Here is a 20,436-nt window from a genome sequence, read left to right on the forward strand (position 1 = left end):
ACTATATGGACGGAGTGTTGTCGGGGCGTGACGTTCCACTTGACGTCCCGGGAGCCCTGGGTGGCTGTGGACGGCCAACGGGAGCTACGGGGTTGAGGAGGGATTGGCGCGCGAGGCGGCCGGCGGGAGGGAATAGCCGGCGGCCGGGGTCACCGGGATCGGCGAACCCGGCGACTGCGTCGGGCCGGGCGGGGCCGGGGAGTTGGTGAGGGGCGGCGGGCTCGCGGTGGCCGCGTCCTGGGCGAGGGCGTCGAAGTCGACGTATCCGGTGGCTTCCAGGACCTTGATGTGGTCGAGCACCGTGGTGTTCGCGTCGTCGGCGAGATCGCGTACGAGCGAGTTACGGGTGTTCGCGCGGACCTGGGCGACCACGGAGAAGACCTTGCCGTGGGCCTTGCGCAGGATGTTCGCGAATTTCCGGTCGTAGTCGACGCCGTGCGCCGCGTCGAGCGTGGCCAGCCACTGACGCTGCTGCGGGTTGGGCTGGTTGGGCAGCTCCAGGCCGAGCCGCGCGGCCACGTTGCGGACACGGGAGTCCAGGAACGTGTGGCCCTCGATGAGGTGCTCGCCCGCCGCCCGTACGGCCTGGGTGGTGCCGCGCTCCTGGGCCTGCTGGCCCGCGGGCAGCTCCCACAGCCCGGCGAGGCGGACCTTGGTGATGAACTCCCGGTCCAGCCCCGACAGCGGACCGAACTGGGTCGACACGGTCTGCGCGTTCAGGGTGTCCAGGCCGGTGCCGGAGCGGTCCGCGTACGACCAGATCGGAAAGACCAGCGCGACGAGCGTCGCCGTGAGGGCCGTGATGATGAGCCCTGTCCCACTGACCAATCCGGTGCGGTTGATGGATCGCATGGTGCCTCCTGTTGCGGCACCGCACGCTAGTGCGCTTCGGGTGCGGCTTGGCATATTACTGCGGCCGCTACGCCAACTGCCGTACGAGGAGAAGGGCTTGGACGGTGGGTGGAACGCGCCGGATGGGGTACTTCGGGCGTACGCCAGACCATCCGAAACACTCGCAAACCGCTCCCCGACAGCAGTCGCACAGGGAGCGGTGTTAACCCCGGCACACTCTGCGGCGGGGCCGGGCCGCCGGGCGCGTACTCGGGGCCGGTCGCCCGGCGCCGGGCGCGTACTCAGCGGCGCAGCAGCACCCGGCGGGTGGCGCGGGCCAGCCGGGCCGTGGGACGCCGCGACAGCGGGGCGGGGCCCGAGCGCTCCAGCCACCAGTCACGCAGCCGGCTCCGCGTCTCCGCGTCCTCGGGGCGACCCGCGAGGAGCAGCTGCCCGGCGAAGTCGAGGGCGTCGCGCCGGTAGCCGCCGGTCATCGGATGCCCCTGCGCATACGCGAGAAACGCCGGCCGGTACCCCGCGCCCAGGATCTCCGGCAGCTCCGCCGCCACCTTCGCGACGACGTCCGCCCGCTTGGCCGCGAGGGCCCGCGCCTGCACTCCGAGCCGTACCCGGTCGAACCCTTCCGGCACGGGGGTTCCCGCGACGAGCGCGGACAGCAGGGCGGCCTGCGCGAGGGCGAGGCGCTGCCGGGCTCCGGTCTCACCGGGGGGAGGGTTCGTGACGTCACCGGCCGGCGCGTCCGTGTCGCTTACGGCCTCTCCGGCCTCGGGGGAGGGGCCGTCCGTGCCGGAGCGCCCTGCCGGAGCCGCTCCCCGGGTGACCGTCACCCCGGCCTCCGCCTTCTCCAGCGTCTCCCGAATCGCCCCCAGTTCCCGCTCCAGCTCGCCCGGCTCGGGGAAGTTCTCGTCCCGTTCGAGGAGGACCCCCGGTGGGGCCACACGGGAGGCGAGGTCGGCCAGGATGTCGAGGACGGGCCGGGGGACGGGGTGGGCGTGGCTGTCGTGCCAGACGCCGTCACGTTCGAAGCCGCCGGCGACATGGACGTACGCGATCGCTTCGACGGGGAGTTCGTCGAGGGCCTTGGCGGGGTCCTCGCCCCGGTTGACGTGGTTCGTGTGGAGGTTGGCGACGTCGATGAGGAGGCGTACGCCGGTGCGGTCGACCAGGTCGTAGAGGAACTGGCCTTCGGTCATCGCCTCGCCGGGCCAGGAGATCAGCGCGGCGATGTTCTCCACCGCGAGGGGAACGGGCAGGGCGTCCTGCGCGATCCGGATGTTCTCGCACAGGACGTCGAGGGCGTCCCGGGTGCGGGGGACCGGCAGCAGGTGCCCCGCCTCCAGCAGCGGCGACGCGGTGAGGGGACCCCCGGCGCGCACGAACGCGATGTGCTCCGTGACCAGCGGCGAGCCCAGCGCCTCGGCCCGCTCGGCGAGCGCGAGGAGCTTGGCCGCGTCGGGCCGGTCCGCACCGCCGAGGCCCAGCGAGACCCCGTGCGGCACCACGGTGACCCCACGCTCGCGCAGCCGCAGCAGCGACTCGGGGAGGTGCCCGGGGCACACGTTCTCGGCCACGGCCTCGACCCAGTCGATGCCGGGCATGCGCTCCACGGCCTCGGCGATCTCCGGCCGCCACCCGATTCCCGTCCCCAGCCGCTTCAGCTGCTTCATGTCCCCGGCCCCCTTTTCCGTCTTCTTTGTCCGTTGCGACCCGACCAGACCTTGCGTGTCGTCTCCTTACGACGGCCCTGTGTTCCGGCGTGACGGAGTCATGGCCCCGGGACTCGGGGCCGAATCCAGGGAAGGGGACGTTCAGAGCAACATTTGAGGTTTCGCGTGGCTGCTGGAGCGCGGTTACTGGAGCACGTTGTCCGAGTCCTTGGGATCCGGTCGGCTGGTGTTGATGTCGGCGCCGGCCGTGGGCAGCGCCGACGGACTCGACGACACGTCGACGCCGTTGCCCGGCTGGACGGGCGGCGCGGAGGCCGCCGATGCCCCGATGGTCGGCGGCGGGGGACCGGTCGGGCTGGCGGTCATGGTGGCGGCCGCGGCGTTGGCGATGGCGTCGAAGTCGACGTTTCCGGTCTTCTCCAGCATCGTGATGTGGTCGAGCACGGTCAGGTTGGCGTCGCTGGCCAGCTGTCGCACCAGCGTGTTGCGGGTGCTGTTGCGGACCGCGCCGATCGCCGGAAAGATCTTGCCGTGGGCGGCTCGCAGCAGGTTCGCGAACTTGTACTCGTACTCCTTGCCCGACGCCGCCGTCAGCTCCTGCAGCCAGCCCTGCTGCTGCGCGTTCGGCTGGTTCGGCAGCTCGACATTGAGCTGGGCCGCCACGATCCGCACCCGCTTGTCGAGGTCGGTGTGCCCGACGATCAGATGGTCGCCCGCTTCCTTGATGGCCTTGGTGGGGGCCCGCTCGATGGCCTGCTGCCCGGCCGGCAACTCCCACAGCCCGGCCAGCCGCACCCGGACGATCAGATCCCGGTCCGCGGCGGTCAGCGGCCCCCAGCGTGTGTTCACCGTCCCGGCGGCGACATTCGCCGCGCCCGTGCCGGAACGGTCGGCGTACGACCACACGGGGAACGCGAGCGCTCCGACGGTGGCGACGAGTGCCGCGATGACGAGGGCGCTGCCGTTGATACGCCGCAAATTGAGCCTCCCGGGGCAAACCAACTGGTCGTTGGGAACCATTACTTGGCCAGTGCCAGGAGGTACGTACGGGACGACGGTGCTGTTCAAACATGTCGGCGGCAGGTGCGGGGCATCCTGACGGAGGCGCCGGACCGGAAGCCTCCTACTTCGCCGGCGGCCACTGCTCCGGGTCGCGTCCCAGCAGCCGCAGCGCCTCGTCCAGGGGATCAAGCCCGGCCGGCCCGTCGAGGACCGGCGCGAACGCGAAGCCCGGTCCCCTGCCCGCCGGATCCGTCGGTACGCGACGCGCGACGGCGAGCGCCACGTCGAGGACATGGCCCGGCAGGCCGATGCCGACGCCGAGCGCGGCGGCCACGTCCCACGCGTGCACCACGTAGTCGATGAAGTGGAAACCGACGGCGACCCGCCCGGGAAACCCGGCCCCGAGTTCAGGCAGCACCAACTCCCGCTCCGTGACGCCCGGTTCGGCGAACGCAGCGAGCACCGTCGTCGCCGCGCCCCGATACGTCCGCCTCGGATCGCTCATGTCCTCCGGCTCCCGCCAGTAGGCCGCCTCGCGCCCCGCCCCGCGTGCGGCCGCCGCGAACCCGTAGTGCTGCGCGGCCATGTGTGCCACCAGCCGCCGCAGCGTCCACCCCGCACAAGGGGTGTCCCGCTCCCAGTCCGCCTCCTGGGCCAGCCCCACGACCCTGAGCGACTCCTGTACGGCGATCCGGTCGAGCTCGACGATGTCCGGTCCGGTCGTTCTCGTCATGTGCGGTGTCCTCCAGCCTCGCTGTTCCGGTCAGGCACGTGCCTGACCGGACGCGTTCTTCGTCAGGCGCCGTCGTTGATCAGGTGACGCGCGTACGCCCAGGCCTCCGCCGCGTCGAAGCGCTCGGTCTCCCATCCCGCCGACCGCAGCACTCCGCGACCGCGGTGCGCGCGCACGATCCGTACGTGGTCGGGCCGGCCGACGAACTCCTTGAGCCCCGCCGCGTCCGCCCAGACCGAGACCGACCCCGAGCGCCGCCGCATCGGATCCGCCCACAGCCACATGCCGATCGCGCCGGGGGTGTCGGGCCAGGTGCCGCGCAGCCTCAGCCCGGCGAGGGCGACGGACCAGGACTGGCGGAAGGTGTCGGCGGTGAAGTCGGTGAAGCTCACCACCGCCGGTCCGGTGGGGAAGTGCCCCTGGGGGCCTGGCTGCCAGCGCGAGCGAAGGATCCTTGGGCGGCTCATGGACCGAGCATAAAACTAAGCGAACGGTCGTGCTACTTGTTTCGCCGATCCGCCGGGAGCCGCTCAATTGCCCTACGTGTTACGAGACTTCAGGAACCCGGGACGGATCCGTCGCCGCCGCCCGCAGCCGGGAGGCGATCGCGACGCGGGCCCTGCGGTAGGCGGCCGTCTCGTCGCGCAGGACGGAGATGGCGTTGGCCGTCTCCATCAACGCGATGAGTTCGAAGGCGAGTTGGGGGGCGTCCGTGTCGGGGTGGAGGTCGCCGAGGTCGCGGGCCTCGGTGACGGTGCGCTCCACGTGGTCCGTCCAGTCCCGCTGGGCGCGGACCACCGCGTCGTGCACCGGCCCCGGCCGGGCGTCGAACTCGGCGACGACCTCGTAGAAGAAGCAGCCGCCCGGGAAGACCCGGCCCTGGGAGTAGTCCAGCCAGAGTTCGCACAGGTGCCGGACGCGGGCGATCCCGGCCGGGGCCTGGGCCGCGGGCCGGATCACCTGCTCGACGTAGATGCGCCCCGCCTCCCGCACGGTGGCCAGTTGCAGCTCCTGCTTGGAGCCGAAGAGGGCGAAGACGCCGCTCTTGCTGAGCTGGAGCTCGGTGGCGAGACGTCCGACGGACAGCGCCTCCAGGCCCTCGACGGAGGCGATGTCGACGGTGTGGCGGAGGACCAACTGCCGCGTACGGTTGCCGCGTTCGACCCTGCCGTCCAGCCGGGTCCCGGCCATCGTGCCCTCCCCATGTTCGTGCCTGTGGGAAAAGCCTAGCCCGGGTGCCTTCTCAGGCCGCGAGGAGCAGTGCGGCGCTGACGAGGACGACCGCGGCGGTGGCGAAGTGGATCCCGAAAGCGACGGCCTTGGTGCCGCCGTGGCGCAGCACTATCAGTGTGTCGCCGAGCGGTGCCAGCGCCACGATCAGCATGAACCACGCCTCGGCGGTGGCGCCGGCGAAGGCGAGCAGAGCCAGCCCCATGACGCCGAAGGTGGTGTCGCGCAGGCCTTTGATCTCCAGGTAGGCGACGTCGCCGTGCGGCTTGGCCGGAACGCCGTAGCCGGTGGCGGCGGGCACCGGCTGGAGCAGGAACCGCGCGCCGATGAACAGGACGAGGAGGTCGAGCACGATGGCAAGGCCGTAGGCGGTGGGAGTAAGCACGTCGGATCTCCTTGCTAGCAGCGCTAGGGACAGGAGCGAAGCTAGCATAGCGTCGACATGAACGCTAGCGGTGCTAGAATCACGGTCATGTCGATCCAGACGCGCCGAGAGCGCGAACGGGCGGAGCGTGAGCGGCTGATCATCAGAGCCGCGCGTGAACTGGCCGAGGCCGAGGGCTGGGACGCGGTGACCACACGACGGCTCGCCGCCGAGATCGAGTACAGCCAGCCCGTGCTGTACAGCCACTTCAAGGGCAAGGGCGCCATCATGGCGGCGGTCGCGGTGCAGGGCTGCGCCGAGCTGGCGGAGGAGCTGCGTGCGGCCCGCACGTCGGCGCCCGATCCCGGTGCTGCCCTTGCCGCGGTCGGCGCGGCCTACGCGGATTTCGGCGAGCGGCGCCCCGCGCTGTACGACGTGATGTTCACCCACGCCGTCGACCTGCCGTTCGCGACCGCCGAGGCGCCCCCCGCCCTGTGGGACGCCTTCGGCGAGCTGTGCCAGGCCGTCCAGCCGTTCGCGGGCGACGACGACCCGGGCATCCTCACGGAGACCTTCTGGAGCGGTCTGCACGGCCTCGTCACGCTGATGCGCAGCGGACGCCTCCCCCGCGAGGGCCATGCCCGCCGCCTGTCCCTGCTGATCGGGCACTTCGCCCAGGCCGCGTAACCGCCCCGCTCATCGGGGATCGCCGGCGCCGGAACCGGTGCCCCAGCCGGCCTCGACGCGGGCCCGCTCCTCCTCGATGAGCGGGCGCACCACGTCCTCCACGGTTCGGTGGGAGATCTCGGCGAACCCCGCTATCCACTCGACGAGTTCGGCGGGAAGTTCGAGGGTGAGCCGGCGCATGCCGGGCTCCGGGCGACCGGCGCTGCTCATGGCGGGTCAGCCGCGCAGTGCCGGATGGTCCGCGACCACCGTGCACGAGCCCGGCGCGATCTCCGTGAAACCCGCATCGCGGACCAACGGGAGCCCGGAGGTGGTGAGTTCACGCCAGCGGGCCGGGTCGGCGGTGCGCACGGCGAGCGGGAAGCCCTCGTCGCGCCAGGCCGCGCGCTCCTCGTCGGACAGTTCCCACCAGGCCAGTTGGGCGCCGTGGCCCGCCTGTGCCATCGTCTTGCCGGCCGACATGCCGAGGTCGGGGTTGAGCCACAGCACCGGCGCCGTCAGGTCGGCGTCCACCGGCGGCTCCGGGTCGTCGAGGTCCGTGCCGGAGACCTGGAGCCGGGCCAGGTCCTTGGGCCAGCCGTCCAGCGGGACCGGCGGGAAGACCCGCACCTCGGCGGACTTCCCGGTCACCGTGATCCCGGGCAGCGCCTCGGCCCGCCGCCACTCGGCGCCCCGCGCCCGTCGTACGACCTTGCGGATCCGCGCGTCCTGCCAGTCCCGCATCGCCTGGGCCCACTCCCCGTCCCCGCGCGACCGCTCGTCGCTGAGGACGGTCAGCACGGCGCGGGCGGCGGTCTCCAGCGCGTCGGTACGCGCCGGAGGAGCGGCCTTCTCGATACGGACGACCAGAGGCAGCACGAACTGAGGTGCCTCGTCGCGCGCGGTGCGCTCGGAACGGAAGGGGCTGTCGCCTGCGGGGATCGGGTCGCTGCTCACGCCCTCCAGTCTGCCAGGCGGAAGATCCGTCCCTCCGGGAGTCCGCCGGGCGGAAGATCCATTCGCCCCCGGGCGCCCGTCCGCCCGGGAGAGGATGGTCCCCATGCGAGACGATCTACGGCTGGAGGGCGTCGGCCGCCGCTACGGACTGCACGGCCCCTGGGTGCTGCGCGGCATCGACCTCACCCTGGCCCCCGGCACTCTGACCCGTGTCGAGGGCGCCAACGGCACCGGAAAATCAACCCTGTTGCGCCTCCTCGCCGGGATCGACGCGCCCACCGAGGGCCGGATCGCCGGGCGCCCGCGCACGGCGTACGTCCCCGAGCGCTTCCCGGCCGCGCTCCCCTTCACCGCGACCGGGTACCTCACCCACCTCGGCGCGGTCCACGGCTTGTCCCGTACGGCCGCCGCCCGCGCCGCCGACGCATGGCTGGAGCGGCTCGGCGCCGCCGCGTACGCCCGTACGCCCATGGCGGAGCTGTCCAAGGGCAGCAGCCAGAAGGTCGCCGTCGCCCAGGCCCTGCTCGCCGATCCCGACCTCCTCGTCCTCGACGAGGCCTGGACCGGCCTCGACACCGCGGCCCGCGCCGAACTGGAACGCGCCGTCGCGGAACGCACCGCCGCCGGGGTCGCCGTGGTCTTCGTCGACCACGACCCGAGGCGTCTGGCGGGGGTGCCGGACGCCACGTACGCGGTGACCGGGGGATCCCTCAACCGCCGTACGGAGCAGGTCACATCGGTGGCGCCCGGACCGCACGTCGTTGTCGAGGCCCAAGGCCCGCCGGACGCGGAGCCGCCCGCCCAGGCAGCCGGGCTGTCGACGTCCGTCGAGCGGACCGCACCCGGGACGACGACACGCTTCACCGTCCCCGAGTCGCATTCCGACGTGCTGCTCAGGTCACTGCTGGGCGAACGGCCGCCCTGGCATGTGGTGAGCGTGCACCGGCCACTCCCGAAGGACTCATCCGAGAGTTCCGAGAGCTCCGAGAGTTCCGAGAGCTCCGAGTCCTTCGGCAGCGCCGAGAGCTCCGCCAACGCCGTACGCCCGCTCGAAAGCGAAAGCCGCCGATGACCGCCCTGCTCCGCTACCAGACCGCCCTGCTCCTGCGCTCCCAGCGCTGGTTGCCGCCGTTCATCCTGTACGCGGCGTTCCTCGCGATCGGTGTGCAGAGCGGTCAGCCGGTGCTCGACTCGCTCGGTTACTCGGCGGCGGCCGTGCTGCCCGTCGCCGCCTGGCTGGTACGGATCTGCGCGACCAACGAGCCGCCCGCGGCCCGCAGTTGTGTGGGCGCGGCGGTCGGGCCGGGGCGCGCGCACCTCGCCTGTCTGGGCGTCGCGCTCGGCGCGGCCGTGCTCATCGGGGCGGCGGCGGCACTGGTCGTCACGGTGATCAGCGATCCCACGAGTACGGACCACCAGAAGCGGGTGCCGGTGCTCGCGGCGGGCGGCGCCGGGCTCCTCGCGGCGCTCGTCTGCGCGCTGCTCGGCACGGCCGTCGGCGCGCTCACGACCTGGCCGTTGCTGCGCTCACCGGGCCGCGCGGTCCCCGCGATGCTGCTCGCGGCACTGCTCGCCCTGGTGGTGACGGGCTCACCGGCCCACGCCGCGCTCACCGACCTGATCACGGGCTCCCAGGCGGGCAGGGTCCCCGTACCGCTGCTGCCCCTGGCGGCCGCCGCACTGCTCACGGCGGCCGCGATCGCCGCTGCCTGCGCGCTCACCACACGACGGTCAGCCTGAGCAGGCGGTGCGCTGTGCCTCCTGCCACTCGCAGACGGGGCACAACGTGATCCCCTTGTGCGACTCCGGGTACTCGGTCGGCTTCCGGCACAGCACGCACTCGGCGAACGGGGGGCCGTCCGTCGGGGAGGAAGCCGGTGCCGGTGCCGGATCCGCCCCGGTGCCGCAGTAGTCGCTCATGGCTCCAGGGTAGGACGGGCGGCCGAGCCGCTCAGCGGTGGCCCGCCGCCCGCCCGATCAGCTCGGACACCTTCACGAACCGGTACCCCTGCTCGCGCAGCTCGGGGATGATCGTCCGCAGCGCCTCCTCGGTCGCCGGGGCAGCGCTCTGCGTGCAGTGCATCACGACGACGGACCCGGGCCGCACGCCCTCAAGCACCTGCCGGGCCACGGCATCCGCGTCCGTCGCGAACGCGTCCCCGCTCACCACGTCCCACTGCACGGCGGTCACGCCGACCGCGCTCAGTGCCCGCAGCGCCGTCCGGTCGTAACACCCGCCCGGGAAACGGAAGTACGGCATCGCATGGGGCACCCCCGCTTTCTTGAACGCGGTGTACGCCCGCTCCACGTCCGCCCGCATCTTGTCCTTTGGCACGGTCGGCAGCCCGTAGCAGTCGTTCGTGAAGGCGTAGTGGCTGTACGAGTGGTTGGCGACCTCGAACTGCGGGTCCCGCCCGATGTCCCTGGCCTCCTCGGGATACTCGTCGGCCCATCGCCCCGTCATGAACACGGTGGCCGGCACCTTGAACCCACGCAGCGTGGCGATCAGCTTCGGATTGTCGAAGTGCTCCCCGGCCGCCGCCCGTGCCCCCTGATCCGCGGTCATGTCCGCGTCGAAGGTCAGCGCGACGGTCTTGTCCGGCGTCCGGGGGCCGTTCTTGAAGACGGGGGTCAGTCCGGCGGGACCGGGGGCGAGTGTCGGGGGCCGCGACGGCGCGGCACTGGCGGACGCGGAGTGCCCCGGGCGGGCGGCGTGCGGGGTGCCGGGGGCACCACAGGCGGCGAGCGCGACGCCGAGGGTGCCGAGGGCACAGGTCACGGCGAATCGTCGTACAGGAATGACAGGAATGATCACCCGATGAAGATATCCGCGGAAAAGTGACTATTTGCCCCTCTTGCGCACGTGCCGCGCACAACCGGTCCCGAAGTCACCCGCCTAGAGCCGCCTCGGCGCTCTGCGGGCAGGTGACCACGCGAGCAGCCGCCTCTTGCGGCTCTCCTCCACGTCGAAGTCCATCGGCGTTCTCGCAGGTCGGGGAGGCGGGAGCCGTGCCCTTGGTCTTCCGGCCGTCTCCCTCGATGGTGCGCCGGGCGGCTCGGATCCGCTACTCGCGTCCGGGCTTCCCGGGTGAGCGGATCGGTGGCGAGTGCGTCGATCAATTGTGTGAATTGGGGTGGGCTCGGGAGGGAGGGGCGATGGCGGGCCGGCCCGCCGTCGGGCGCGGCGTGCGCCCGCCGGTCAACTCCCGTGTCGTGCTGGTTTCTTCGGCGGCTTCCAACTCTGCTATGAGAAAGGGTAGTTCGAGCCGAGAGTGCGGGTGCGGGTGGTGGATGTGCGCGTGGCGGGGGTGGGGCGCTCGGTCGCAACATCGCGTGTTTTTCGCCGGGTTGGCGGTGGTCATGCACTCACGTCGGCAGTCGGCGTGCCGGGGCACTCCCCGGCGTCGAACACGCGATCATGCGATGCGAAGCGGGCGCCAATTGCTCCACGGTGAATAAGAGTTGCGCATGGTGCCACGGGTTTCGTCAGGTGCGACAGTGGGGTACCTGTTCAGCTTGACTTCCATCTATGCGTATGCCTAGTTTGGATGTGGATTGAACGAAATGTCCCGTCTTTTGCCTGGTGAGAGACGAACAATCTGAACATTCCGTTCGACGGTCACCTGGCCGTCGAACGTCCGACGGACGGATGCTCCGCCGCGGGGTCTGCTGCACTGGGCAGCCCGGGCGGGCCCGATGCCGCGCATACAGCGCGTGAGTCGACGGCGGGAACTCCCGCTCACTTTCACAGTCGATGAACCGGACCCCCCCTTCAAGGTCGATGAATCGGACCCCGCGAACGTTGTGCGGGGCCCGCGCCCGTCCACGCTCCCGGGAAGGGAAAGCATCATGCGGGTTACGACATCCAGGATCATCCGGCTGGCCGCCAGCGGGTTCGCTGCCCTGGCTCTGGCCTTTAGCGGAGCCGGCATAGCCAGCGCCAACAGTGTCTCCCACTCGGACCACCACTCGTCCGACTACTGCTGGGACAACGACTACAACAACTGGCGCGGTCACAACGACGACTGGTGCAACAACTACGGCCGTGGCGACCGTGGTGGGTACGGGTACGACAACGGGCGTGACCACGGGCGTGGCGACCGCGGTGGGTACGGGTACGACAACGGGCGTGACCACGGGCGTGGCGACCGCGGTGGGTACGACAACGGGCGTGGCGACCACGGTGGCTACGGCAACGGAGGTTATGGCGGCGGCAACGGAGGTTACGGCGGCGGCAACGGAGGTTACGGCGGCGGTGGGCACGGCGGCGGCCGCGGCTGACGCTTGAACATCGACGGCGAATCGTCTCGGCAAGGCCAGTTGTGCCTTCTCCAGTGGTCCCGCGCAGCGAGAGCTGCTCGGGACCACTTGTGTCGTGGCGTCACCTGGTGTCCTGGGGTTCGTCCTTCCCTTCGTCCCTCTCTTCGGGAGTGCTGCTCTTGTGTCCGTCGCCCTTGGGAGCTGCCTGGTGCGGCGCCTGTTCGACCGCCGGGGGACCCGTTTGGACCGAAGCCGGTGGGACTTGGGCCCGCTCCAGGAACCGCAGCAGCTCAACGGGGAACGGGAGTACGAGCGTCGAGTTCTTCTCTGCCGCGACCGCCACCACCGTCTGCAGCAGCCGCAGTTGGAGCGCGGCGGGCTGCTCCGACATCACTTCGGCCGCCTGCGCGAGCTTCTTGGAGGCCTGGAGCTCCGCGTCCGCGTTGATGACCCGGGCGCGCCGCTCACGGTCGGCCTCGGCCTGCCGGGCCATCGACCGCTTCATCGTCTCCGGCAGGGATACGTCCTTGATCTCGACGCGGTCGATCTGCACACCCCAGCCGATCGCCGGGCTGTCGATCATCAGCTCCAGGCCCTGGTTGAGCTTCTCGCGGTTGGACAGCAGATCGTCCAGATCGCTCTTGCCGATGATCGACCGCAGCGAGGTCTGTGCCATCTGCGAGACCGCGAAGCGGTAGTCCTCGACCTGGATGACCGCGTCGGGGGCGTTGACCACTTTGAAGTAGACGACCGCGTCGACCCGGACGGTGACGTTGTCCCGCGTGATGCCCTCCTGAGCCGGCACGGGCATCGTCACGATCTGCATGTTGACCTTACGAAGCCGGTCGACGAAGGGCACGATCAGGGTGAACCCCGGAGCGCGCGGGACACCCATCACACGTCCCAGCCGGAAGACCACACCGCGCTCGTACTGCTTGACGACCCGGGCCGCCGCCGCGAGGTAAACCAACCCTGCGGTACCGGCTGCCACGCCCGCGACCAGGAGTTCTTCGAGCATGACGACCACCTTTCGAGCCGCCCATTATGTCTAGTACGTCCACTTTACGTCGCAGGGCCGGGCCCGCCATGAGGCGGACCCGGCCCCAGGTCAGGCCCCTGTTGTGACCTTCACCGGCTCGATCCCCGCCGCGCTGTGCCGCGCCGACCAGTTCTCCAGCGCGGTCCGGCACGCATGGTCGAGGTGGTGCAGACCCGAGAGGTCCAGCTCGACCGGCCGGTCCTGCGGCAGTGCCTCCAGGCTGTCGAGTATCTTCGGCAGCCGCAGGAAGGTCGCGTTGCCCGAGAGATACGCCTGAACGGGCCCGGCGCCCTTGTCCATGACCTCAAGGCGCACATGCGAGGCCTCCCAGGCCGTCTTGGCGACGGCCAGCGCCAGCCCGACGAGGACGCCCTCGAACATGCTGACGGCGACGATCGACACCGCGGTGACGACGAGGATCAGCGCCTCACCCCGGTGCGCACGCCACAGCGCGGCGATCTCGCGCAGCGGGATCAGCTTCCAGCCCGCGTGCACCAGGATGCCGGCGAGGGCGGGCAGCGGAATGACGCCGAGAGCGGCGGGCAGCAGCGCCGCGAACAGCAGCAGCCACACCCCGTGCAGCACCCGGGACGCCTTCGTCCGCGCGCCCGCCTGGACGTTCGCCGCGCTGCGTACGATCACGGCGGTCATCGGCAGCGCGCCGAGCAGCCCGCACACCGTGTTGCCCGCGCCCTGCGCCATCAGCTCCTTGTCGTACTCCGTCCGCGGCCCGTCGTGCAGCCGGTCCACGGCCGCCGCGCTGAACAGCGACTCCGCGGAGGCGATCAGAGTGAAGGCGAGGACCGTGCCGAGCACACCGACGTGCGCGAGCTCGCCGAAGGCGTCGAGGGAGGGCAGCTGGACGGAGCCGGCCAGCCCCCGCACCTCCACCTTGGCCACGGGCAGCCCGAACGCCGACGTGGCGAGAGTGGCCAGCGCGACCGCGCCGAGCGCCCCCGGCACCGTACGCACGCGCCGCGGGAGCCGCTTCCACAGGACCAGTACGGCGACCGTGCCCGCCCCGAGCCCGGCCGAGGCCAGTGCCTCGGCGCTCCGGGCCGCGTCGGCGACCGCCTCCGGCAGCCCGGTGAGCTTGTCGAGCCCGGACGCCGGAGCCTTGAGGCCCGCCATCGAGTAGAGCTGGCCCGCGATCAGCACGAGCCCGATCCCGGCCAGCATGCCCTCGACGACAGCCACCGAGATCGCCCGGAAGTAGCGCCCCAACTTCAGTGCGCCCATGAGGAGTTGGAGCGCGCCCGTGGTGAGCACCACGACTCCGAGGACGGCGAGCCCGTACTCCCGTACGGCCTCGAAGACCAGCACGGTCAGCCCCGCGGCCGGCCCCGACACCTGGAGGCTGCTGCCGCGCATCAGCCCGGTGACGAGACCGCCCACGATGCCGGTGACCAGGCCGAGTTCGGCCGGAACGCCGGAGGCGACGGCGACGCCCACGCACAGCGGCAGGGCGACGAGGAACACCACGATCGACGCGGCGAAGTCCTGCCGCAGGTGGGGGAGTCGGCTGGTGAGAGGGGAGAGGGTCATCGCGCGGCTCACAGCGCCTCGAAGGAGTCGGTGTCGGGGCTGTGCGCGCGTACGGCGCCGGTGTGGACCTCGTAGTACCAGCCGTGCAGGCGCAGTTGACCTGCCGTCAGGGCCCGTCGCACACACGGGTACGCACGGAGCCGGAGCAGCTGCGCGAGGACATGGTTCTGCACCGCCTCGGCTACGGCCGGGTCGTCGTCCGGCGCTTCGGACGGGGTTCCGGCCTGCGCGAGCCAGTCGCGTACGGCCGGTACGGCGGTCAGGTCCTCGCCGCGCACCAGCGCGCCCACGGCGCCGCAGTGCGAGTGGCCGCAGACCACGATCTCGGTGACGCCGAGCACGTCCACCGCGTACTCGACGGTGGCCGCCTCGGAGGTCGGCCGGCCAAAGACGTACGGCGGGACGATGTTGCCCGCGGTGCGCAGCTCGAAGAGCTCGCCCGGGCGGGCGCCGGTGATCAGGGCCGGGACGACCCGGGAGTCGGAGCAGGTGACGAACAGGACCTGCGGGGACTGGCCTTGGGCGAGCGAGGCGAAATCCTCGGGCCGTCGGCCGAAGGAGCGGGCATGGTCGATGAGGGGCTGCATGTCAGTTCCTCCTGGCGCGCCCTGAGGGCGCGTCGGCTTACGAAACGGAGCGTGGGGGGACGCGCTCCGCTCAGCAGCGGAAGACCTGAAGTCCCGCGGGGGACAAGGCCGTTGAGGCTCTCGACGTACGGGGGTGCGCGGCGGTGAGCGAGGCCGGCGGATACGTGGCCGCGGGATCGCCGGCCAGCAGGGCGCGGGCCGGCGTCTCCGGTACGAGGTCCTCGTCACGGACATGCCGGCGGGCACCCAGCGGCGGGGCCACCTTCTGCGGATGCTCGGCCTCGGCGCAGGAGGCGACCTCGCCTTTGTGCGCGGACGCGAACGACTCGGTGGGAGCGAAGAGTTGCAGGGCGATCAGGACGGCGGCGAGTACCACGAACAGGGTCCGGGCCGTCGTGCCACGTAACATGTGCCCCCCTCCGGCACTTCATCCACCACTGCATTCAAGGTCGACTCACAGAATAACGTGGCGAGTTGTTTGCAGGGTTAACTCAACGTTTCACTGTGAAGAGGAGCTGAAACGGGAGGGGGGAGTGGCCTGAATCAGCTCTTCACGAGCTTCTTCGCGTCCCGCGCCAGCGCCGTGAGCCGGGATATCGCGCGGAAGTACTTCTTGCGGTAGCCGCCGTTCAGCATCTCCTCGCTGAAGAGCTTGTCGAAGGGCATTCCGGAGGCGAGGACCGGCACCTCACGGTCGTACAGCCGGTCGGCGAGCACGACGAGCCGCAGCGCCGTCGACTGGTCCGGGACCGGCTGGACATCGGTGAGGCAGACGGCCCGGACGCCGTCCGTCAGCGCGCCGTACCGGCTGGGGTGGACGCGCGCCAGGTGGTCGAGCAGATGCGGGAAGTCATCGAGGGACGCGCCGTCGGTGGCGTACGCCGCCTTCGTGACCTGCTCGTCGGAGAACGGCGTCGGGGCCTCGGGCAGCCCCCGGTGGCGGTAGTCCTCGCCATCGATGCGCAGCGGCCTGAAGCGCGCGGACAGGCCCTGGATCTCGCGCAGGAAGTCGGCGGCGGCGAACCGGCCCTCGCCGAGCTTGCCCGGCAGTGTGTTCGAGGTCGCCGCGAGCGCGACACCCGCGTCGACCAGCTTGCCGAGCAGGGTGGAGACGAGGACGGTGTCGCCCGGGTCGTCCAGCTCGAACTCGTCGATGCACAGGAGCCGGTGCCCCGACAGCGTCTGCACGGTCTTCTGGAAGCCGAGCGCGCCGACCAGGTTCGTCAGCTCCACGAAGGTGCCGAACGCCTTGAGCGTGGGCTCCGCCGGAGTCGCGTGCCACAGGGAGGCCAGCAGATGGGTCTTGCCGACGCCGTAGCCACCGTCCAGGTAGACGCCGCGGGGACCGGCGGGGGACGACTTGGGGGCCTTCCCGAAGCCGAACAGCCGGCGCTTGCCGCCGCCGATGGCGTGCGCCCCGCCGAGACCGCTCGCGAAGCCTTCGAGGACGCGTACGGCCTCGGTCTGGCTGGGCTGGTTCGGGTCCGGGATGTACGTGGCGAAGCGGACCGAGTCGAAGCGCGGCGGCGGCACCATCTCGGCGACGAGCCGGTCGGCGGGGACGTACGGCTCGCGGGCGGACAGGGACAGCGGGGCCGCTTCGGCTATCGGGTCGATCCCGGAGGCGGTGGTGGAGGACGACACGGTTCCCCACTCTAAGGGCCGTGCCACACTGCACGTCATGCGACGCCTGTTCCCTGTGACCTACGAAACAGCAGCCCAGGCCTCGGGCGGGGCCCCTGGGGCGGATGTGACGGACCGCGAGTGGGGGCTCCCGGAGCTGGCGGAGGTGTACGCCTACCCCTCGGTGAGCGGGCTCTGGCTGCGCGCCAACATGGTGTCCACGCTCGACGGCGCGGGCCAGCACGAGGGCCGCTCGCAGCCCATCTCCAGCGACACCGACATGAGGATCTTCGGGGTGCTGAGAGGGCTCGCCGATGTCGTGATCGTCGGCGCGGAAACGGTACGCCAGGAGGGTTACCGTCCGGCACGTGCGCGTGAGGCCTTCGCGGCGCTCCGGGAGGCCGCCGGACAGGGCCCCGCGCCCGCCATCGCGGTGGTGACCGCGAGCCTCGACCTGGACTTCTCGCTTCCGCTTTTCACCTCGCCCCTGGTGCCCACGCTGGTGCTGACGGGTGCCGGGGCCCCTCCGGAGCGGGTCGAAGCGGCCGAGAAGGCGGGCGCCCAGGTGGTGATCGCCGGGGACGGGACGGGTGTGGACCCCGCCCGCGCCGTACGGGCCCTCGGGGACCTCGGCTTCACCCGGCTGCTGACCGAGGGCGGACCCCGGCTGCTGGGCCAGCTGGTCGCGGCCGGAGTGCTCGACGAGCTCTGTCTGACCGTGTCCCCCCTGCTCACCGCGGGCGACGCGCAGCGCATCGCCGGAGGGCCCTCGATCGCGGTCCCGAAGCGGTTCGAACTCGTGTCCCTGCTGGAGGAGGCCGGGTTCCTCTACACCCGATACCGTCGGTCGTGACAAGTCGGCGGAATACCCCATTCCGCTTATCTTCCACTCGGCACACTAAATCTCGCAGACCCCGTGCGGTCTCGGGGCAGGATGGTTTCCGCAGGGGCCTACGGACGGCCCACGGAGGAGAAGGGCGCCTGTCGTGTTCACAAGCGTATTGATGATCGAGAAGGCCCTGACATCCGCCGACGTGGAGTTCGTCACCACCTTGCACGGTGACGAGACGGTCGCCTTCCACGTGCTGCTCCAGCCCCGTGGCGACCAGGCGGACCGGCTGCTGCGGGCCATCGACGACGTCGCGCTCGGTGAGCTGGACGAAGCGGCGCGCGAGCGGGAGACCCCGGAGGGCGCGGACGCGGCGGCGCTCGGCGTGCAGGCGCTGGAGGTGTCTTTGGAGGCCCTGCACACGTCGGGCAGCCAGGCGGTGGGCCGGCTCATCGAGGACCATCCGCTGGACGCGCTGAAGTCCCTGGTCGACGAGATCAACGCCGACGAGGTCATCGTGCTGACCGACCCCCACTACGTGGAGGAGTTCTTCCACCGGGACTGGGCCTCGCGGGCGCGGCACAAGGTGGGGGTGCCGGTGCTGAAGCTGTTCTCGCACAGCAAGGCGTGATCGCTGCGGGGCCGCTGCCGCTGGGCTTGGCCGCGGGCGCCGTGTTGGTTGCTCTGGGTTGTCGGGTGCGGGTTCGTTGTGGCTGGTCGCGCAGTTCCCCGCGCCCCTTAAGGGCGCGGCTGTACGCGTCCCCTGCGGGGGTTGGTTGCCGTACGGAATAGGCTGGGGGCGCGTGCTTTTGCTTGGGCGCGCTCATCGTTGTACGGATCTTGGGAGAAACGCGCATGGCACCCGGCCTTCCTACCGCCATGGACCGACCGCACTTCATCGGCATCGGCGGCGCCGGGATGTCGGGTATTGCGAAGATTCTCGCGCAGCGCGGGGCCAAGGTGGCGGGCAGTGACGCGAAGGAGTCGGCTACTGCCGAGGCGCTGCGGGCGCTCGGGGCGACGGTGCACATCGGGCACGCGGCCGACCATCTCGCCTCCGATGCCACCTGCGTGGTGGTCTCCTCGGCGATCCGCGCGGACAACCCGGAGCTGGCCCGCGCGGCGGAGCTCGGCATCCCGGTCGTGCACCGGTCGGACGCCCTCGCCCGGCTGATGGACGGCCTGCGCCCGATCGCGGTCGCCGGCACCCACGGCAAGACGACCACGACGTCGATGCTGGCGGTCTCGCTCTCCTCCCTGGGCCTGTCCCCGTCGTACGCGATCGGCGGCGACCTCGACGCCCCCGGTTCGAACGCCCTGCACGGCGACGGCGACATCTTCGTCGCCGAGGCCGACGAGTCGGACCGCAGCTTCCACAAGTACGCGCCCGAGGTCGCGATCGTCCTCAACGTAGAGCTCGACCACCACGCCAACTACGCGTCCATGGACGAGATCTACGAGTCCTTCGAGACGTTCGCGGGCAAGATCGTCCCCGGCGGCATGCTGGTGATCTCGGCCGACCACGAGGGCGCGCGCGAGCTGACGCGGCGCCTGCCCGATGACATCCGCGTGGTGACGTACGGCGAATCGGCGGACGCCGACGTCCGTGTGCTCTCCGTGGTTCCGCACGGTCTGAAGAGCGAGGTGACGGTGCTCCTGGACGGCTCGGAGCTGACCTTCGCGGTCTCCGTGCCCGGCCGCCACTACGCGCACAACGCGGTGGCCGCCCTCGCGGCGGGCGTGGCGCTCGGCATCCCGGCGGACCAGCTGGCCCCCGCGCTCGCCTCCTACACGGGGGTGAAGCGCCGCCTCCAGCTGAAGGGCGAGGAGGCGGGCGTCCAGGTCATCGACTCCTACGCGCACCACCCGACCGAGATGACGGCAGACCTGGAGGCCATGCGTGCGGGCGCTTCCGGCCGCATCCTCGTGGTCTTCCAGCCCCACCTGTTCTCCCGCACCCAGGAGCTGGGCAAGGAGATGGGCGAGGCCCTGTCGCTGGCGGACGCCTCGGTCGTCCTGGACATCTACCCGGCCCGTGAGGACCCGATCCCGGGCGTCACGAGCGAGCTGATCATCGAGGCGGCGCGGGCGGCGGGCGCGGACGTGACGGCGGTCCACGACAAGTCCGAGGTTCCCTCCGTGGTCGCGGGAATGGCGAAGCCCGGTGATCTGGTTCTCACCATGGGCGCGGGCGACGTCACGGACCTCGGCCCCGAGATCCTGACCCGCCTGTCCAAGTAGCCGTAGCTCTTGTGAGCTTCCTCAGCTGTGTTAAGGGGTTGAGCTTCATGTCGTACGACATCGAAAAGCCGGACGAGCAGTGGCGCGCGGAGCTGACCCCGGCCGAATACGCGGTGCTGCGGAAGGCGGGTACCGAGCCCGCCTTCACCGGTCAGTACACCGACACCAAGGCCAAGGGCGTCTACTCCTGCCGTGCCTGCGGCGCCGAACTCTTCACGTCCACGGAGAAGTTCGAGTCGCACTGCGGCTGGCCGTCCTTCTACGACCCGAAGGACACCGACGCGGTCGAGCTGATCGAGGACCGGACGCTCGGGATGGTGCGGACGGAGGTGCGGTGCGCGCGGTGCGGGTCGCACCTTGGGCATGTGTTCGAGGGGGAGGGGTATGCGACCCCGACCGATCAGCGCTACTGCATCAACAGCATTTCGCTGCGGCTGACGCCGGACGAGGACTGACGCAGGCTTCATCGTTGGCCTGACCGGGCCGTTCTTCCATCTCTACTGGTGGGAGAATCCCGGGCGCCCGTACGAGGAGTTGATGGCAGAAAACCTCAGCAAGCTGCACAAGGACTGGACTTACAAAATCGTCCTGCCTGAGGCGCGCGCAGCTTTTGAAAGCCGTTACCTGTCGCTGCGCGAGCAGTCGGGGAAGTTGCCGGAGCGCTTCATTGACTGAGGTGGGTCGAAGGTCCGCGATCCGGGCCGAGTGGACGCCCATCCAATCCCTCCGGTAGTCCGCGCCCCGCCCGTCATCGCTTCCGCCGCGACGAGTTCATCTCGTTGCGCCTGACGCCTGACGCGGACTGAGTCGGCCCTGCGCGCGAGGCCGAGTGTGGCCTCGG

The 20,436-nt window shown here is 71.0% G+C and carries 25 protein-coding genes; 9 read left to right on the plus strand and 16 right to left on the minus strand.

Translation table 11 applies throughout. The features are described 5' to 3' along the window. Window positions 1-84: 84 nt before the first annotated feature. From AB5J50_RS37900 to AB5J50_RS37930, 7 genes are all read right to left on the minus strand, one after another. Window positions 85-852 (minus strand): DUF4142 domain-containing protein, encoded by a 768-nt coding sequence (locus tag AB5J50_RS37900; protein ID WP_327432528.1) that lies wholly within the window; start codon window positions 850-852, stop codon window positions 85-87. 281 nt (window positions 853-1,133) lie between these two features. Continuing rightward, a complete protein-coding gene (locus AB5J50_RS37905; RefSeq protein WP_369263160.1) occupies window positions 1,134-2,519 on the minus strand; it encodes a DUF692 domain-containing protein in 1,386 nt (461 codons plus the stop codon). Between the two features lie 183 nt (window positions 2,520-2,702). Next, window positions 2,703-3,497, minus strand: coding sequence for a DUF4142 domain-containing protein (locus AB5J50_RS37910; RefSeq protein WP_327432530.1), 795 nt, complete (start codon window positions 3,495-3,497; stop codon window positions 2,703-2,705). Between the two features lie 145 nt (window positions 3,498-3,642). After that, the gene (locus tag AB5J50_RS37915) at window positions 3,643-4,254 is read right to left on the minus strand and encodes a TIGR03086 family metal-binding protein (protein WP_369263162.1); all 612 of its coding nucleotides are present in this window, start codon (window positions 4,252-4,254) and stop codon (window positions 3,643-3,645) included. A 62-nt stretch (window positions 4,255-4,316) separates the two neighbouring features. Further along, complete coding sequence (locus AB5J50_RS37920; RefSeq protein WP_369263164.1) at window positions 4,317-4,721, minus strand: hypothetical protein; 405 nt, start codon at window positions 4,719-4,721, stop codon at window positions 4,317-4,319. A 79-nt stretch (window positions 4,722-4,800) separates the two neighbouring features. Then, window positions 4,801-5,445 carry a TetR/AcrR family transcriptional regulator gene (locus AB5J50_RS37925; protein WP_369263166.1) on the minus strand — a complete coding sequence of 215 codons (645 nt, stop codon included), beginning with the start codon at window positions 5,443-5,445 and terminating at the stop codon, window positions 4,801-4,803. A 52-nt stretch (window positions 5,446-5,497) separates the two neighbouring features. Continuing rightward, complete coding sequence (locus AB5J50_RS37930; RefSeq protein ID WP_369263168.1) at window positions 5,498-5,869, minus strand: DUF4267 domain-containing protein; 372 nt, start codon at window positions 5,867-5,869, stop codon at window positions 5,498-5,500. Between the two features lie 87 nt (window positions 5,870-5,956). Between AB5J50_RS37930 and AB5J50_RS37935 the strand changes: the two genes are divergently transcribed. After that, window positions 5,957-6,535: a TetR/AcrR family transcriptional regulator gene (locus tag AB5J50_RS37935; RefSeq protein ID WP_327432535.1), complete on the plus strand. Its 579-nt coding sequence runs from the start codon at window positions 5,957-5,959 to the stop codon at window positions 6,533-6,535. 9 nt (window positions 6,536-6,544) lie between these two features. Here the strand turns inward: AB5J50_RS37935 and AB5J50_RS37940 are convergent, their stop codons facing one another. Together AB5J50_RS37940 and AB5J50_RS37945 are read right to left on the minus strand one after the other, a co-directional pair. Then, window positions 6,545-6,745: a hypothetical protein gene (locus AB5J50_RS37940; RefSeq protein ID WP_369263170.1), complete on the minus strand. Its 201-nt coding sequence runs from the start codon at window positions 6,743-6,745 to the stop codon at window positions 6,545-6,547. A gap of 6 nt (window positions 6,746-6,751) precedes the next feature. Continuing rightward, a complete protein-coding gene (locus AB5J50_RS37945) occupies window positions 6,752-7,471 on the minus strand; it encodes an aminoacyl-tRNA hydrolase (protein WP_369263172.1) in 720 nt (239 codons plus the stop codon). 103 nt (window positions 7,472-7,574) lie between these two features. On the opposite strand from AB5J50_RS37945, the gene AB5J50_RS37950 reads away from it, so the two are divergent. Continuing rightward, the gene (locus tag AB5J50_RS37950; RefSeq protein ID WP_369263174.1) at window positions 7,575-8,543 is read left to right on the plus strand and encodes an ATP-binding cassette domain-containing protein; all 969 of its coding nucleotides are present in this window, start codon (window positions 7,575-7,577) and stop codon (window positions 8,541-8,543) included. After that, a complete protein-coding gene (locus tag AB5J50_RS37955) occupies window positions 8,540-9,211 on the plus strand; it encodes an ABC transporter (RefSeq protein ID WP_369263176.1) in 672 nt (223 codons plus the stop codon). Before AB5J50_RS37950 ends, AB5J50_RS37955 begins: the two co-directional genes overlap by 4 nt. Here the strand turns inward: AB5J50_RS37955 and AB5J50_RS37960 are convergent. Together AB5J50_RS37960 and AB5J50_RS37965 are read right to left on the minus strand one after the other, a co-directional pair. Further along, window positions 9,203-9,391 carry a hypothetical protein gene (locus AB5J50_RS37960; RefSeq protein ID WP_369263178.1) on the minus strand — a complete coding sequence of 63 codons (189 nt, stop codon included), beginning with the start codon at window positions 9,389-9,391 and terminating at the stop codon, window positions 9,203-9,205. The two genes, AB5J50_RS37955 and AB5J50_RS37960, sit on opposite strands and share 9 nt — an antisense overlap. 31 nt (window positions 9,392-9,422) lie before the next feature. Further along, window positions 9,423-10,283, minus strand: a complete 861-nt coding sequence (locus tag AB5J50_RS37965; RefSeq protein ID WP_369265619.1) for a polysaccharide deacetylase family protein — start codon at window positions 10,281-10,283, stop codon at window positions 9,423-9,425. A gap of 1,037 nt (window positions 10,284-11,320) precedes the next feature. Between AB5J50_RS37965 and AB5J50_RS37970 the strand changes: the two genes are divergently transcribed. Beyond that, a complete protein-coding gene (locus AB5J50_RS37970; RefSeq protein WP_369263179.1) occupies window positions 11,321-11,752 on the plus strand; it encodes a hypothetical protein in 432 nt (143 codons plus the stop codon). A gap of 100 nt (window positions 11,753-11,852) precedes the next feature. Here the strand turns inward: AB5J50_RS37970 and AB5J50_RS37975 are convergent, their stop codons facing one another. The 5 genes from AB5J50_RS37975 to zapE form a co-directional block, all read right to left on the minus strand. Next, window positions 11,853-12,749: a slipin family protein gene (locus AB5J50_RS37975; RefSeq protein ID WP_369263180.1), complete on the minus strand. Its 897-nt coding sequence runs from the start codon at window positions 12,747-12,749 to the stop codon at window positions 11,853-11,855. Window positions 12,750-12,839: 90 nt separating this feature from the next. Continuing rightward, window positions 12,840-14,315 carry a SulP family inorganic anion transporter gene (locus AB5J50_RS37980; protein ID WP_369263182.1) on the minus strand — a complete coding sequence of 492 codons (1,476 nt, stop codon included), beginning with the start codon at window positions 14,313-14,315 and terminating at the stop codon, window positions 12,840-12,842. An 8-nt stretch (window positions 14,316-14,323) separates the two neighbouring features. Next, window positions 14,324-14,902, minus strand: a complete 579-nt coding sequence (locus AB5J50_RS37985) for a carbonic anhydrase (protein WP_369263184.1) — start codon at window positions 14,900-14,902, stop codon at window positions 14,324-14,326. A 70-nt stretch (window positions 14,903-14,972) separates the two neighbouring features. Then, entirely contained in the window at window positions 14,973-15,311 is a 339-nt protein-coding gene (locus AB5J50_RS37990) for a hypothetical protein (RefSeq protein ID WP_369263186.1), read from the minus strand. 134 nt (window positions 15,312-15,445) lie between these two features. Further along, window positions 15,446-16,546 carry a cell division protein ZapE gene (gene zapE, locus AB5J50_RS37995; RefSeq protein WP_369263188.1) on the minus strand — a complete coding sequence of 367 codons (1,101 nt, stop codon included), beginning with the start codon at window positions 16,544-16,546 and terminating at the stop codon, window positions 15,446-15,448. Window positions 16,547-16,583: 37 nt separating this feature from the next. Between zapE and AB5J50_RS38000 the strand changes: the two genes are divergently transcribed. The 5 genes from AB5J50_RS38000 (at window position 16,584) to AB5J50_RS38020 (ending at window position 20,270) form a co-directional block, all read left to right on the plus strand. After that, window positions 16,584-17,378 (plus strand): pyrimidine reductase family protein, encoded by a 795-nt coding sequence (locus AB5J50_RS38000; protein ID WP_369263190.1) that lies wholly within the window; start codon window positions 16,584-16,586, stop codon window positions 17,376-17,378. Window positions 17,379-17,511: 133 nt separating this feature from the next. Beyond that, entirely contained in the window at window positions 17,512-17,985 is a 474-nt protein-coding gene (locus AB5J50_RS38005) for an indole-3-glycerol phosphate synthase (protein ID WP_327432549.1), read from the plus strand. A 224-nt stretch (window positions 17,986-18,209) separates the two neighbouring features. Further along, on the plus strand, window positions 18,210-19,595 hold the full coding sequence (gene murC, locus AB5J50_RS38010) for a UDP-N-acetylmuramate--L-alanine ligase (protein ID WP_369263192.1): 1,386 nt from the start codon (window positions 18,210-18,212) through the stop codon (window positions 19,593-19,595). A 47-nt stretch (window positions 19,596-19,642) separates the two neighbouring features. Continuing rightward, a complete protein-coding gene (msrB, locus tag AB5J50_RS38015) occupies window positions 19,643-20,050 on the plus strand; it encodes a peptide-methionine (R)-S-oxide reductase MsrB (protein ID WP_327432551.1) in 408 nt (135 codons plus the stop codon). An 82-nt stretch (window positions 20,051-20,132) separates the two neighbouring features. Then, a complete protein-coding gene (locus tag AB5J50_RS38020) occupies window positions 20,133-20,270 on the plus strand; it encodes a hypothetical protein (protein ID WP_369263194.1) in 138 nt (45 codons plus the stop codon). The last annotated feature ends 166 nt before the right edge of the window (window positions 20,271-20,436 follow it).

Origin of the sequence: Streptomyces sp. R35, assembly GCF_041053035.1 — a bacterium.
Classification (GTDB): Bacteria; Actinomycetota; Actinomycetes; order Streptomycetales; family Streptomycetaceae; genus Streptomyces; species Streptomyces lutosisoli.

Coding starts and splice junctions, on each gene's coding strand:
- AB5J50_RS37900 (WP_327432528.1), bottom strand. CDS start 852: ATGCGATCCATCAACCGCACCGGATTGGTCAGTGGGACAGGGCTCATC.
- AB5J50_RS37905 (WP_369263160.1), bottom strand. CDS start 2,519: ATGAAGCAGCTGAAGCGGCTGGGGACGGGAATCGGGTGGCGGCCGGAG.
- AB5J50_RS37915 (WP_369263162.1), bottom strand. CDS start 4,254: ATGACGAGAACGACCGGACCGGACATCGTCGAGCTCGACCGGATCGCC.
- AB5J50_RS37920 (WP_369263164.1), bottom strand. CDS start 4,721: ATGAGCCGCCCAAGGATCCTTCGCTCGCGCTGGCAGCCAGGCCCCCAG.
- AB5J50_RS37925 (WP_369263166.1), bottom strand. CDS start 5,445: ATGGCCGGGACCCGGCTGGACGGCAGGGTCGAACGCGGCAACCGTACG.
- AB5J50_RS37935 (WP_327432535.1), top strand. CDS start 5,957: ATGTCGATCCAGACGCGCCGAGAGCGCGAACGGGCGGAGCGTGAGCGG.
- AB5J50_RS37940 (WP_369263170.1), bottom strand. CDS start 6,745: ATGAGCAGCGCCGGTCGCCCGGAGCCCGGCATGCGCCGGCTCACCCTC.
- AB5J50_RS37950 (WP_369263174.1), top strand. CDS start 7,575: ATGCGAGACGATCTACGGCTGGAGGGCGTCGGCCGCCGCTACGGACTG.
- AB5J50_RS37955 (WP_369263176.1), top strand. CDS start 8,540: ATGACCGCCCTGCTCCGCTACCAGACCGCCCTGCTCCTGCGCTCCCAG.
- AB5J50_RS37960 (WP_369263178.1), bottom strand. CDS start 9,391: ATGAGCGACTACTGCGGCACCGGGGCGGATCCGGCACCGGCACCGGCT.
- AB5J50_RS37970 (WP_369263179.1), top strand. CDS start 11,321: ATGCGGGTTACGACATCCAGGATCATCCGGCTGGCCGCCAGCGGGTTC.
- AB5J50_RS37975 (WP_369263180.1), bottom strand. CDS start 12,749: ATGCTCGAAGAACTCCTGGTCGCGGGCGTGGCAGCCGGTACCGCAGGG.
- AB5J50_RS37980 (WP_369263182.1), bottom strand. CDS start 14,315: ATGACCCTCTCCCCTCTCACCAGCCGACTCCCCCACCTGCGGCAGGAC.
- AB5J50_RS37985 (WP_369263184.1), bottom strand. CDS start 14,902: ATGCAGCCCCTCATCGACCATGCCCGCTCCTTCGGCCGACGGCCCGAG.
- AB5J50_RS37990 (WP_369263186.1), bottom strand. CDS start 15,311: ATGTTACGTGGCACGACGGCCCGGACCCTGTTCGTGGTACTCGCCGCC.
- AB5J50_RS38000 (WP_369263190.1), top strand. CDS start 16,584: ATGCGACGCCTGTTCCCTGTGACCTACGAAACAGCAGCCCAGGCCTCG.
- murC (WP_369263192.1), top strand. CDS start 18,210: ATGGCACCCGGCCTTCCTACCGCCATGGACCGACCGCACTTCATCGGC.
- msrB (WP_327432551.1), top strand. CDS start 19,643: ATGTCGTACGACATCGAAAAGCCGGACGAGCAGTGGCGCGCGGAGCTG.
- AB5J50_RS38020 (WP_369263194.1), top strand. CDS start 20,133: ATGGCAGAAAACCTCAGCAAGCTGCACAAGGACTGGACTTACAAAATC.